The 12,796-nt window shown below is 73.3% G+C and carries 12 protein-coding genes; 5 read left to right on the top strand and 7 right to left on the bottom strand.

The window, feature by feature from the left end; all coding sequences use genetic code 11:
* Positions 1–264: 264 nt before the first annotated feature.
* Both msrA and ACFVFR_RS19325 read right to left on the bottom strand, forming a co-directional pair.
* Complete coding sequence (gene msrA, locus ACFVFR_RS19320; protein WP_383703137.1) at positions 265–921, bottom strand: peptide-methionine (S)-S-oxide reductase MsrA; 657 nt, start codon at positions 919–921, stop codon at positions 265–267.
* Positions 922–1,171: 250 nt separating this feature from the next.
* Positions 1,172–2,266: a hypothetical protein gene (locus ACFVFR_RS19325; RefSeq protein ID WP_383703139.1), complete on the bottom strand. Its 1,095-nt coding sequence runs from the start codon at positions 2,264–2,266 to the stop codon at positions 1,172–1,174.
* Positions 2,267–2,502: 236 nt separating this feature from the next.
* On the opposite strand from ACFVFR_RS19325, the gene ACFVFR_RS19330 reads away from it, so the two are divergent.
* A complete protein-coding gene (locus tag ACFVFR_RS19330; RefSeq protein WP_383703141.1) occupies positions 2,503–3,669 on the top strand; it encodes a cystathionine gamma-synthase in 1,167 nt (388 codons plus the stop codon).
* Positions 3,670–4,009: 340 nt separating this feature from the next.
* Here ACFVFR_RS19330 and ACFVFR_RS19335 read toward each other — a convergent pair whose 3' ends face one another.
* From ACFVFR_RS19335 to ACFVFR_RS19345, 3 genes are all read right to left on the bottom strand, one after another.
* Complete coding sequence (locus tag ACFVFR_RS19335) at positions 4,010–4,264, bottom strand: hypothetical protein (protein ID WP_383703143.1); 255 nt, start codon at positions 4,262–4,264, stop codon at positions 4,010–4,012.
* Entirely contained in the window at positions 4,261–4,872 is a 612-nt protein-coding gene (locus tag ACFVFR_RS19340; RefSeq protein ID WP_383703145.1) for a sigma factor-like helix-turn-helix DNA-binding protein, read from the bottom strand. Before ACFVFR_RS19340 ends, ACFVFR_RS19335 begins: the two co-directional genes overlap by 4 nt.
* 741 nt (positions 4,873–5,613) lie before the next feature.
* The gene (locus ACFVFR_RS19345) at positions 5,614–6,147 is read right to left on the bottom strand and encodes a MarR family winged helix-turn-helix transcriptional regulator (protein ID WP_383703147.1); all 534 of its coding nucleotides are present in this window, start codon (positions 6,145–6,147) and stop codon (positions 5,614–5,616) included.
* 432 nt (positions 6,148–6,579) lie between these two features.
* Between ACFVFR_RS19345 and ilvA the strand changes: the two genes are divergently transcribed.
* The 3 genes from ilvA (at position 6,580) to ACFVFR_RS19360 (ending at position 10,234) form a co-directional block, all read left to right on the top strand.
* Complete coding sequence (ilvA, locus tag ACFVFR_RS19350) at positions 6,580–7,788, top strand: threonine ammonia-lyase (RefSeq protein ID WP_383703149.1); 1,209 nt, start codon at positions 6,580–6,582, stop codon at positions 7,786–7,788.
* 590 nt (positions 7,789–8,378) lie between these two features.
* Positions 8,379–9,374, top strand: a complete 996-nt coding sequence (locus ACFVFR_RS19355) for an ATP-binding cassette domain-containing protein (protein WP_383703151.1) — start codon at positions 8,379–8,381, stop codon at positions 9,372–9,374.
* Positions 9,371–10,234 (top strand): ABC transporter permease, encoded by an 864-nt coding sequence (locus tag ACFVFR_RS19360; protein WP_383703153.1) that lies wholly within the window; start codon positions 9,371–9,373, stop codon positions 10,232–10,234. Before ACFVFR_RS19355 ends, ACFVFR_RS19360 begins: the two co-directional genes overlap by 4 nt.
* Before the next feature lie 180 nt (positions 10,235–10,414).
* Here the strand turns inward: ACFVFR_RS19360 and greA are convergent, their stop codons facing one another.
* Entirely contained in the window at positions 10,415–10,912 is a 498-nt protein-coding gene (gene greA, locus ACFVFR_RS19365; protein WP_383703155.1) for a transcription elongation factor GreA, read from the bottom strand.
* 494 nt (positions 10,913–11,406) lie between these two features.
* Positions 11,407–11,814 (bottom strand): DUF4307 domain-containing protein, encoded by a 408-nt coding sequence (locus tag ACFVFR_RS19370; protein WP_383703157.1) that lies wholly within the window; start codon positions 11,812–11,814, stop codon positions 11,407–11,409.
* A 108-nt stretch (positions 11,815–11,922) separates the two neighbouring features.
* Between ACFVFR_RS19370 and mca the strand changes: the two genes are divergently transcribed.
* The gene (mca, locus tag ACFVFR_RS19375; RefSeq protein WP_383703159.1) at positions 11,923–12,795 is read left to right on the top strand and encodes a mycothiol conjugate amidase Mca; all 873 of its coding nucleotides are present in this window, start codon (positions 11,923–11,925) and stop codon (positions 12,793–12,795) included.
* Position 12,796: the final 1 nt, after the last annotated feature.

Here is a 12,796-nt window from a genome sequence, read left to right on the forward strand (position 1 = left end):
TCCGTGGCCCCTGCCCCTCAGCTCCCAACCACTGCCCTGCGAGTGCGGGCTGGCCGGCGTCCCCCGCGGGCCCCTGCGGGCCCGCCCCGGCCGACACCTCGCGCCCGCGCTCGGCGCGCGCTCTCCCGCCGAACCGCCCCGGCCGATGCGGGCGGGGCATGCGTGCGGGCCGGGCGCGCGGTGTGCTCTCGGCCGTCGCGGCGCCCGGCCCGTGGTCCGTGGCGACGGCGCTCGTGCGCGGCGCCGTCGTGGAGTCGGTGGCGCCTAGGCCAACCGGGCCACGCCGATCGGGCAGGAGACGCCCGTGCCGCCGATGCCGCAGTAGCCGTTGGGGATCTTGTCGAGGTACTGCTGGTGGTAGTCCTCGGCCGGGTAGAACGGGCCGGCGACCAGGATCTCGGTGGTGATCTCGCCGTATCCGGCCTCGGAGAGCACCGACTGGTAGGTGTCGCGGGTGTCCAGCGCGGCGGACGCCTGCTCGTCGGAGTGGGCGTAGATCGCCGAGCGGTACTGCGTGCCCACGTCGTTGCCCTGGCGGTAGCCCTGGGTGGGGTCGTGGCCCTCCCAGAAGACCCGGAGCAGCTCCTCGTACGAGACCTTCGTGGGGTCGAAGACGACCCGCACGACCTCGGTGTGCCCGGTCATGCCGCTGCACACCTCCTCGTAGGTGGGGTTGACCGTCTGCCCGCCCTGGTAGCCGACGACCGTGGTCCACACGCCCGGCGTCTGCCAGAACTTGCGCTCGGCACCCCAGAAGCAGCCGAGCCCGAAGTCGGCGACGACCAGGCCCTCCGGGTAGGGGCCGAGCAGTGCGTTACCGAGCACCGTGTGGCGCTCGGGGACGGTGTACGGCCGCTCGGGACGGCCCTTAAGCGTCTCTTCGGCGGACGGGAGCTGGTTCTTGAAACGACTGAACAGCATGGTCTCTCCAGACGAGCGGACGATCGGCCAGTGACATAACGCCTCGCGCCCCGTATCCATTCCGTCGCACGGCGAGACGAGCGAACACGAAGCGGACACGGACGGACACGGAGACCGCGTGCGGACCGGGCGGCGGGGCACGGGGCACGGAGGCGGTGACGGGCGGGTGCGGCCGGCCACGGGGGTCGGTCGCGGGCGGGCGTGGCGGCGCCAGGCGCGGGCACGGGGCGCGTGTCGGCGTCGCGGCCGCCTACTGGGGCAGCGTAGCGGGCGTGCCGCCCGCGCCCTCCCAGCCGGTGACCGCCATCGCGCGGTAGCTGGCGTACGCCACGGCCGGGTCCGGGCCGTACGACCACGGGATCGCGCCGACGTGGCCGTCCACCAGCCGTAGCTGGACGATGGCCTCCGCGTACCGCTCCGCGCGGACCAGGAACCAGATCAGCAGATGGCGTACGTGCGGGGCCACCGGGTGGTCCGCCGGCGCCTGCCGCAGCGCGAACTGGGCGCCCTCGATGGCCTGGCTGACCACGACGCTCCGGTACAGGCCCTGCACCAGGTTGGCCTCCGGGAGGTGCTCGAAGACCGCGAACAGGGGCAGCGCGGGCAGCAGGCTCCGGTCCGGGGCCGTGCCGGCCGCCTGTCGCGCGAAGGCGTCCGCGAGGTCCTTGGAGCCGTGCCACTTCTCGCACCAGTAGTGCAGCGCGGCCAGGTGCGCGCCCATGTGCGCCGGGGACCGGTCGCGGACCTTGGCCCACAGCTCCTCGAAGTCCGCCTGCCGGTAGCCGAGGCCACGGGCGATGCCCAGCTCGACGAGGTAGGGGACGGGGTCGCCGGGGGCCAGCAGGGCAGCCTCCCCGCAGACCGTGCGCGCCTCCTCCAGGATCATCGTGAAGTCCTCGGAACCGGAGTCCCGCAGCGCCTGGCGCACCAGGAACTCCGCGTGCACCGCCGCGCCGCCCGGGTCCTTGGGCGCCTCGACCCGCCAGGTGCGCAGCCAGACACCGCCCTGCCCCGGCGTGCTCGCGAGCTCGTGCACGGCCGCCCCGGCCAGCGTCTGCACCCGCTGCCAGCGCAGCTCCGAGGTGGCGTCGGTGTGCGCGAGCAGCCGGGAGGCCGGCCGCCAGTCCTGGTCGCGCGCCACCTCGGCCAGCGTCTCGGCCAGCTCGTCGTCGCGCCCCGGCAGCCGTACGTCGAGCCGCTCCACGGGCAGGAAGCCGTACTCCCCGGGGTCGGTGGCCCGCTGGGCGCCGGCCACCGCGTCCCGGCCGCCGCGCCGTCGGCGCAGCATCGGCACGATCACCGCGCCGACCATGAGCAGGCCCATGAGGATGAACAGAAACTCCATGATGCTGTCCCGTGTGCTGTCGTGGGAGCCGCACCGAAACCGGCACGGCCCGTCGCGCTGTCCCGACCGCCGCCCGCGCCACGTCCCCGGGGAGCGTCCGGCGCCGTACGGGGCGTACGCCGGCGGCGCCCCGTGGGCGGCACGGACCCGCGAAACGGCCTTCGCCCTACAGCCTAAGCGCGCCGTTCACCCGCGCGGGCGGCGCGGGCCGGGTGGGGAGCACTACCCTCGGGCCCATGACTGACCAGCACCCTCACCAGCACACCTCCCAGAGCTTCGAGACGCTCGCCATCCACGCGGGGCAGGCCGCGGACCCGGCCACCGGCGCTGTCGTCCCGCCCATCTACCAGGTGTCCACCTACAAGCAGGACGGGGTGGGCGGGCTGCGCGGCGGCTACGAGTACAGCCGGTCCGCCAACCCGACCCGCACCGCGCTGGAGGAGAACCTGGCGGCGCTGGAGGGCGGCAGCCGGGGCCTGGCCTTCGCCTCCGGGCTCGCGGCCGAGGACACGCTGCTGCGCGCCCTGCTCGTGCCCGGTGACCACATCGTCATCCCGAACGACGCCTACGGCGGCACGTTCCGGCTGATCTCCAAGGTCATCGAGCGCTGGGGGGTGCAGTGGTCGGTCGCCGACACCTCCGCCCCGGAGTCGGTACGCGCCGAGATCCGCCCGAACACCAAGCTGATCTGGGTCGAGACCCCCACCAACCCGCTGCTCGGCATCACCGACATCGCGGTCATCGCCGACATCGCCCGCACCGCCGGCGTCCGGCTGGTCGTGGACAACACCTTCGCCAGCCCCTACCTCCAGCAGCCGCTGGCGCTCGGCGCCGACATCGTCGTCCACTCGACCACCAAGTACATGGGCGGCCACTCGGACGTCGTCGGCGGCGCGCTCGTCACCGCCGACAGCGGCCTGGGCGAGGAACTGGCGTACCACCAGAACGCGATGGGCGCGGTCGCCGGCCCGTTCGACGCCTGGCTGGTCATGCGCGGCACCAAGACGCTGGCCGTGCGCATGGACCGACACAGCGAGAACGCCACCCGGGTGGCCGAACTGCTCACCTCCCACCCGAAGGTCGCCCAGGTCTACTACCCGGGTCTGCCGGAGCACCCGGGGCACGAGATCGCGGCCAAGCAGATGCGTTCCTTCGGCGGCATGGTCTCCTTCCGCGCCGCCGGCGGCGAGCAGGCCGCGATCGACATCTGCGACCGGGCCGAGCTGTTCACCCTGGGCGAGTCGCTGGGCGGCGTCGAGTCGCTGATCGAGCACCCGGGCCGGATGACGCACGCCTCGGCGGCCGGTTCCGCCCTGGAGGTCCCCGCCGACCTGATCCGCCTCTCGGTGGGCATCGAGTCCGCCGACGACCTGATCGCGGACCTCAACCAGGCCCTGGGCTAACCCCTCCCGCGCGCCCGGCCCGCCCGGCCGATCGGCCGCCGCCCGGGCGCGCGACCGCCGGGAAGCGGACCGCCCCGTCGCCGCCCGCCCGCCGGGGCGACGGGGGCGTATGCCGGTGTGCTCCGGCGGCGTACGGGGCGCCGTGCGCGCGGCGTACGGGGCGCTGTCCGGCGGCGGTACGGGGCGGGGCTCCGACCGACGTAGGGGGCATCGTTCCGGCGGGCGCGGGCGCGGGCGCGGGCGCGGCGGTCGTGCGGGGCCGTCGTGGTGGGGCGTGGCGGAGCCGGCCCGCTGGTGTCGGTCGCGCCCCCCTTTCGGTGTCGGTGGCGCCCGGTGTGGGCTACCGGCCGTCGAAGGACGGGGTCGTCGAGCGGGGCGGGGTGGCCCACGGCTCGGTGACCGCCGCCCATACGGTGACGGCGAACAGCCCGGCCAGCAGCACGGTCCACACCACCAGGTACCCGACCTGTCGGCGGCGCAGCGCCCGTCGGCCGCGCGCCGCCGCCCGCGCGGCCAGGTCCCACGGCACCGGGGGCTGTGGTTGCGTCTCCAACAGATGCCGCACCTCGTCCTCCTTGCGGTCCCACCGGCTCACGGCGCCCACCCGCCGCCCGCGCTCCCGGTCGGCCGCGTGCCGCCGGTGGCGTCCGCGACACCCGTGCCGTCTGTGCCGTCCGTGGCGTTCGCGGTGGGAGCGCCGGGGTCGACGGCCCGAGGGTCGGGTTCGTGGTCGGGCCGCTGGTCGGGGGCGGGGGAGCGGGGCGTTGCGCGTACGGCCGCGACGGCGCGGGCGCAGATCGCGCGCACCCGGTCGGCGGGCAACCCGAGCGCCGCCGCGACCACCTCCTCGGCCACGCCCTCATGCAGCCGCAACACCAGTACCAGCCGCTCCTGCGGCGTCAGCGCGGCCAGCGGGCCGCGCGCGGGGGAGTCGGGGTGGCGGTGCCGCCAGGCCGTGTGCGCGAAGCGGGTGGCCAGTTCCTGACGGGTGCGCGCGTAGGGGTCCTCGCCTCGGAGTTGGTCCCACCGCGCGTACGTGTCCGCCAGCGCGGCCGTCAGCAGGCGTTCGGCCACGGCGCGGTCCTGGGGTGGCTCGGCCGTGAGCAGCGTGGCCGCGTGCAGCAGCCGACCGCCCGCGCCCGCGACGAACGCCTCGAACTCCCGGGCCCGGCGCGCGTCCCGCGCCGCTCGACGTCTGCCCACGATGCCTCCCGTGTTCGCGAGAACACGACCTCTTCAGGACACGCCAGCCGGGCCGCCCGGTCAAGGGCCCGGTGGCGACCCGGTGGGCTCCGTCGCGGGCCCGGCCGGCGCCGGTCGGGCGTAGCGGGGCACCGCGACCGGCCCCGCGCGGGTGGGAGGCGTACCCGTGGTGGCCGACGGGGACGGGTGGGAACGCCGGTGTGGGCGAGGTCTCTTCCGTGGTCGCTCGCATCGTGAGACAACGGCCAACAGGCGTCCGGCGAATGAGACCATGGCATATGCCAAGAGCATGGGCGCGGTCTTGTTGACCGAGGTGGTGACTCGTCGGCCGTGGCACGCGACCCCGGCGCGACGCGCTGCCCACCGTGCCGGGCGGCGCCGACGACGTACCGGCGCCGCGTGACCGGGCGTCGCCGTGCCGTACGAGCGGGCCCGGACGACCCGGGGAACCCGAACGAGGTGGGCGAGGCGCGGGCGGTACAGCCGAACGAGGGCCGGACGCGCGGTGGGGGCGGCGTGGGCGCGGCCGAGGCGTAGGCCGTCACGGTGCCGGCGCGCGGTCGAGCGTGGCCGGTGGTTCGCCGGGGGGCGCGGAGCGGAGGAGACCGGATGGCGGCTCCCCCGGTGGGGGTGCCGACGCACGCCGTACGACCCTCGGGGTGAGGTGGGCCGCAGGCCACGGACCCGAAGGTCAGGGCGTCGGTCGGTCCAAGCCCCGGCACTGGCCGGTACGCGGGCTGATCAGGAGGGCGTCGCCAACTGCGGTGCGGTGTGGATCACCGAGAGCGCGGCGTTGAAACGGGTCAACAGCGTGCAGAACTGGTCGCGTTCGTCCGTCGTCCAGTCCTCGGTCGCGATCGCCATCAACTCACGGCGGGACGAACGCACCTCTTCCAGGCGGGCCTTGCCGCGTGGCGAGAGTTGGAGGACGACGGCGCGGCCGTCCTCGGGGTGTGAGGTGCGCTTGACCATGCCGGTGTCGACGAGGGGCGCGACCTGTCGGGTGACGGTGGACGAGTCGATGCCCATGCTGAGCGCCAGCTTCTTGACGCCCATCTCTCCTTCCTGGTCAAGCCGGTTGAGTAGGAGATAGGCGGCGCGGTCCATCGAGTTGCGGGCCTGTCCGACGCCGCCGAGACGGGTCTGTTCCGCGCGTCGGGCGAAGACCGCCACCTGGTGTTGGAGAGAGTCGAGGACGCCGGTCTCCTCCGGCGCTGGCCCGGGGGTTGTCCCCCGGGCCGCAGTCGCAGTCGTCATGTCCGAATGGGTGGGCATGGCCTGGGGCTCACTTCGTGCGGTGGTCTGAAGGATGGGGGACAGAGTACGCGGCCCCGGCGCCCCTCGTACCTGCCCTGCGTAAAGCAGTGCGAAGGGGGCTCACTGTGCCGGGTGGGGTGGCCAGCGACGGCGGGAACGGGGCGACGCTGGAAGACTGGAACCATGGCCGTACGCGCCGCCGGCGGGGACGGGCCCACCGATGCGCCCTCCCCCGCCGAGCGCCCCGAACACGCCCACGCCCCCGGCGCGGGTGAGGCCGACGACGCGGGTGAGGCGGGCGGTCCGACCGGGGCCGACGCTCCGGGTGGGGCCGGTGATTCGGAGGGGGCCGGCGCTCCGGATGGGGCCGATGTCGGTGTCGTTCCCGGTGTCGCGGGCGGGCCGCACGGCGCGGACGTGGCCCGCGCGGACGCGGCCGACGCTCCCCCCGTGGCCCGTGCCGTCACTCTGGCGGCCGTACGCGAGGCGCGGCGGACCCTGTCCGGCGTCGCCCGGGTCACCGCGCTTGAGGGCAGCCGGTTCCTGACCGAGCTGCTGGCCGCGCCGGTCCACCTCAAGTGCGAGAACCTCCAGCGCACCGGGTCCTTCAAGGTCCGGGGCGGATACGTGCGTATCGCCGGCCTCTCCCCGGCCCAGCGGGCCGCCGGAGTGGTCGCGGCCAGCGCCGGCAACCACGCGCAGGGCGTCGCGCTCGCCGCCTCGCTCCTCGACGTGCGCTCGACCGTGTTCATGCCCGAGGGCGCGCCGCTCCCCAAGATCGCGGCGACCCGGGACTACGGGGCCCGGGTGCGCACGAGCGGCGCCGTCGTGGACGAGACGATGCGCGCGGCGCGCGCGTACGCGCGCGAGAGCGGCGCGGTCTTCATCCACCCCTTCGACCACCCCGACATCATCGCCGGCCAGGGCACGGTGGGCCTGGAGATCCTGGAACAGTGCCCGGAGGTACGGACGATCGTCGTCGGCATCGGCGGTGGCGGGCTCGCGGCGGGCATCGCGGTCGCCGTGAAGTCGCTACGCCCGGACGTGCGGATCGTGGGTGTGCAGGCCGAGGGGGCCGCCGCGTTCCCGCCCTCGCTCGCGGCCGGGCACCCGGTCGCGCTGGCCGCGCCCGCCACGATGGCCGACGGCATCAGGGTGGGCCGCCCCGGCGAGACGACGCTGCGCATCGTCGGCGAACTCGTCGACGAGATCCGTACGGTCTCCGAGGACGCGCTCTCCAGCGCCGTCCTGCTCTGCCTGGAGCGGGCCAAGCTCGTGGTGGAACCGGCCGGCGCGAGTCCCGTCGCCGCCCTGCTCGCCGAGCCGCAGTCGTTCACGGGGCCGGTGGTGGCGGTGTTGTCCGGCGGCAACGTGGACCCGCTGCTGCTCCAGCGAATCCTGCGGCACGGCATGGCCGCCGCGGGCCGCTACCTCTCGCTGCGGGTGCGCCTGACCGACCATCCCGGCGCCCTCGCCTCGCTCCTGCGGGTGCTGTCGACGGCGGACGCCAACGTGCTCGACGTGAGCCACGTACGCACCGATCCACGGCTCGGGCTCACCGAGGTGGAGGTGGAACTGCACCTGGAGACGAAGGGCCCCGACCACTGCGCCGAGGTCGCGACGGCACTCCGCGCGGCGGGCTACAGGGTGCGGGCCTAGCGGGCCGTGTCGCGCGGCGCCGCGTGGGGTCGCGTGGGGCCGGGGTGGCGTTGGAGGGGTCCGCGTCGCGTGGGGCCGCGCCGGGCCGGGGTGGTCGCGCGGGGCCCGCGTCGCGTGGCGCGGGGGTGGTGCGGCGTGGTGTGTGAGGCGGGAGGTGAATCGTCGCGCGAGGGGGGAACCCGGCCCGGATGACGGTCGGTGCGCGAGGTGGCGACGGCACGGGCGACGGTGCGCGCGAGCGTACGGCCGGGAGCGGGGTCGGCGGGGCGTCGCGCGGGGCCGGGCGGGGTGCCCGCCCGCCCGGCGGCGGGACCGCCCGACGCGGTACGGCGTGCGTGGCGGCCGTGGCGGACGTAGCGTGGGCCTTCAACGCGACACTGTCGCAAGGGTTGACGCGATATATCGCGTATCGCTATAACGGTGAGCGCTCGACCTCCCTCGCGGCACACCGGGCGCGTCACGCGTGTCATGGGCCGGCCATGTCGGCAGGTCGACTCGGGTGCGGACGGCCACCCGCGCCGCGCGTGCCGCCGGCCCGCGCCCGCAACCACCGTCACCGACCCACGAACCAGCCACCCTGGGAGAACCTCATGCCAGGCGCCATCTACGCCGAAGGACTGGTCAAGACCTTCGGCAAGGTCAGGGCTCTGGACGGCGTCGACCTCGACGTCCCCGAAGGAACCGTGCTCGGCCTGCTCGGCCCCAACGGCGCGGGCAAGACCACCGCCGTCCGCGTGCTCACCACCCTGTTGCGCCCCGACAGCGGCCGGGCCGTCGTCGCGGGCATCGACGTGCTCAAGCACCCCAACGACGTACGGCACGTGATCGGCCTCTCCGGCCAGTTCGCCGCCGTCGACGAGTACCTGACGGGCCGCGAGAACCTCGTCATGGTCGGCCAGCTCTACCAGTTGAGCGCCCGCGAGGCGAAGGCGCGCGCGGCCGAACTGCTGGAGCGCTTCAACCTCAGCGAGGCCGCCGACCGTACCGCCAAGACCTACTCGGGCGGCATGCGCCGGCGCCTGGACCTGGCCGCCGCCCTCGTCGTCAGCCCGCCCGTGATGTTCATGGACGAGCCGACCACCGGGCTCGACCCCCGCAACCGGCAGGCCCTGTGGGGCATCATGCAGGACCTGGTGGCCGGTGGCACCACCCTACTGCTGACCACGCAGTACCTGGAGGAGGCCGACCAACTGGCGCACGACATCTGCGTCGTGGACCACGGCCGGGTCATCGCGCGCGGCACCTCCGACGAACTCAAGGCCCAGACCGGCGGCGAGCGCGTCGAGGTCGTCGTCCACGACCGGCAGCGCGTCGAGGAGGCCACCGGCGTGCTGCGCGGCTTCGGCAAGGGCGACACCAGCGTCGAGAACCACACCCGCAGGATCACCGTCCCGGTGACCGGCGGCGCCAAACTGCTGGCCGAGGTCATCCGCGAACTGGACGCCCGCGGCATCGAGATCGACGACATCGGCCTGCGCCGCCCCACGCTCGATGACGTCTTCATCTCGCTGACCGGCCACGCGGCCGAGTCGGAACCAGCCAACGGGCCCGAGGCGAGCCCCGTGGCCGAGGAGGGTACGAAGTGAGCACCACGACCCCCACCACCATCCGCAAGGCCGTGCCGCCACGCGCCCACGGCGGATTGGTCCAGTCGGCACGCGACTCCCTGGTCGTCGCCAAGCGCAACCTGATCCGCATGATCCGGATTCCGGAGATCGTCCTGTTCGGGCTGATCCAGCCGGTGATGTTCGTCGTGCTGTTCGCGTACGTCTTCGGCGGCGCGATCCCCGTGCCCGGTGAGCCCGGCAACGACGCCGCCGACTACCGCGAGTACCTGATGGCGGGCATCTTCGCGCAGACCGTCACGTTCGCCACGGCGGGCGCGGGCGCCGGCATCGCGGAGGACATGCACAAGGGCCTGGTCGACCGGTTCCGCTCGCTGCCCATGTCGCGCGGCGCGGTCCTGACCGGACGCACCCTCGCCGACCTCGTCCAGACCACGCTCACGGTCGTCGTGCTGGTCGTCGTCGCGCTGATCATCGGCTGGCGGGCGCACCACGGCATACCCAAGGCCCTCGCCGCGATCGGTCTGTTGCTCCTCCTCGGCTACGCCTTCTCGTGGATCGGCGCGCTGATCGGCCTGTCCGTACGCACCCCGGAGGCCGCCACCTCCGGTGGCCTGATCTGGCTGTTCCCGCTCACGTTCGTGTCGAACGCCTTCGTGCCGACGGACAACATGCCGACCTTCCTCCAGCACGTGGCGGACTGGAACCCGTTCAGCGCCACCGTGCTCGCCTGTCGCCAGCTGTTCGGCAACCCGGACGGACTGCCCTCGGACGCCTGGCCGATGGAACACCCGGTGTGGGCCTCGGTGCTGTGGTCGATCGCGATCATCGCGCTCTTCCGGACCCTGGCCGTCCGCAAGTACCGCTCGGCGACGGCCTGACCCCGCCACGCTCCCGGCCCCGCCGCGTCCGGGCCGGGAACGACCGAGCCCCCGACACCAACAGTCGGGGGCTTCGTCGTCAGGGCCGCCACGGGTGGGGGCGCCGGGCCTGTTCGGTCCGTGGCTGTGGCCCTCGGGGCCCGGCCCGGTACTCCCGGTGCGCGGGCCCGTCGCGGTGGCTCAGCCCTGGTAGGGCTTGGCCGCGAGGATCTTCACGGACGCGGTGCGACCGTTGGGCAGCTCGTACTGCGCCTCGTCGCCCACCTTCTTGCCGGTCACGCCCGTGCCGAGGGGGGACTGGGGCGAGTACGTCTCGATGTCCGCGCTCGCGTACTCGCGCGAGGCCATCAGGAAGGTCAGCGTGTCGTCGGGGTCGCCGTCGAAGGCGATGGTGACGACCATGCCGGGCTCGACCACGCCGTCGTCCGCGGGGGCCTCACCCACCTTCGCCTGCTGCAGGAGCTGAGTGAGCTGGCGTACGCGGAGCTCCTGCTTGCCCTGCTCTTCCTTGGCGGCGTGGTACCCGCCGTTCTCCCGCAGGTCACCCTCTTCGCGGGCGGCCTCGATCTTCTTCGCGATCTCGACACGTGCGGGACCCGACAGGTACTCCAGCTCGGCCTTGAGCTGGTTGTACGCCTCCTGGGTCAGCCAGGTGACGTTGTCGCTGGTCTGGGTCACAGGTGCTCCTCGTCGGTGCTGGGGGGATACAAATGAACGCCCTCCTCCAAAGGGTGCACCTTCAAAGGTGGGCGAAACCACGAGCCTAACAATTCCGCAGGGAAACGGGGAGGAGTGAAGGGCCTGAATGTGTAGGAAACACGTCAGAAAGGGGGACGGTCGGGGTGCGTCTGACCTGCTGAGAGGCCCCTGACCAGCGCGGAAGCGGGCTCTCCCCGGGCGCGTGGGTGGGTGAGGTCGCCCGTCGACCGCACGCCGGCCCGCCGCGCCGACCCCCGCGCGACCCCGTCCCCACACGGCCGCCCCCGTACGGCGCCCCGCGCCCGCACCACGTACCCGTCACCGCGCCCGAACCCGTACGCCGCCCCGCCCCGTGCGCGGTGACGTCTCACGCGTGGCCCCGCCCTGAGCGCACCGCCCCGTACGCCGTCGGGTCCGCTCGCGGTCCGGCTCCGAGCGCACCGCGACCACGCGGTGTCGGCTCGGGCGACGGGTCAGCTGTCGGTCGCCTCGCAGTCGACCACGGTCGCGGTGGTCGCCCGCTTCGTCGTACGCAGCGTGATCACCTCGTCCACCTGCTCCTGCCGCTGCTCGAACCGGAAGTCCTTGCGGCCGACCTCGGAACCGTCCTCGGCCTGCGAACGCACGGTGCACACCCCCGTGCTGTCCCGGTCCTTGCGCACTTCCAGGTGAACCTCGATGGCCTGGTCCGACACCGCCTTGAACGCGATCACCCGGCCGTTGACGTCCTGCTCGGAGACGTAACTGAACCCGAACCAGGCCACCACACCGAGCAACCCGGCCCCGAGCACCGCCCCGACGATCTTCAACTTCCGGTCCGCGCGCTCGTCAGCGGAGCGTCCGTAGCGCCCGTCCGGCCGTGCGTCGCGCACCGTTGCCATGATCATTCCTCCTGGTCAGGCCGCCGGTTGGAAATCTCGGAATTATTCCCGGCCAGCTTGGGTCACTATAGGAGGCGTCTTCTTTGACCAAGGACTGAGGATCGAGTCTTGACTGAGCAGCTACGAATGATGGCCGTTCACGCTCACCCCGACGACGAGTCGAGCAAGGGCGCGGCCACCATGGCCAAGTACGTATCCGAGGGGGTGGACGTGCTGGTCGCCACCTGCACGGGTGGTGAGCGCGGCTCCATCCTCAACCCGAAGCTCCAGGGCGACCCCTATATCGAGGCGAACATCCACGAGGTGCGCGCCAAGGAGATGGACGAGGCGCGCGAGATCCTGGGCGTCAAGCAGGAGTGGCTCGGTTTCGTGGACTCCGGGCTGCCCGAGGGCGACCCGCTGCCCCCGCTGCCCGAGGGCTGCTTCGCGCTCCAGGACGTCGACGAGGCGGCCGGCACGCTGGTCAGGCTCATCCGTTCGTTCAAGCCGCAGGTGATCACCACCTACGACGAGAACGGCGGCTATCCGCACCCGGACCACATCATGACCCACAAGATCAGCATGGTGGCGTTCGAGGCGGCGGGCGACCCCTCCCGGTACCCGGAGGCGGGCGAGCCCTGGCAGCCCCTGAAGCTCTACTACAACCAGGGCTTCAACCGCCCGCGCACCGTCGCGCTGCACGAGGCCCTCCTGGCGCGTGGCCTGGAGTCGCCGTACGGGGACTGGCTGGAGCGCTGGAAGGAGTTCCAGAAGCGCGAGCGCGAACTGACCACCTACGTACCCTGCGGCGAGTTCTTCGAGATCCGGGACAAGGCGCTGATCGCCCACCGTACCCAGATCGACCCCGACGGTGGCTGGTTCCGGGTCCCGATGGAGATCCAGAAGGAGGTCTGGCCCACGGAGGAGTACGAGCTCGCCAAGTCCCACGTGGCGACATCCCTCCCCGAGGACGACCTCTTCGCGGGCATCCGCAACAATTGAC

Origin of the sequence: Streptomyces sp. NPDC057702, from assembly GCF_042799315.1 — a bacterium.
In the GTDB taxonomy this organism is placed as follows: domain Bacteria; phylum Actinomycetota; class Actinomycetes; order Streptomycetales; family Streptomycetaceae; genus Streptomyces.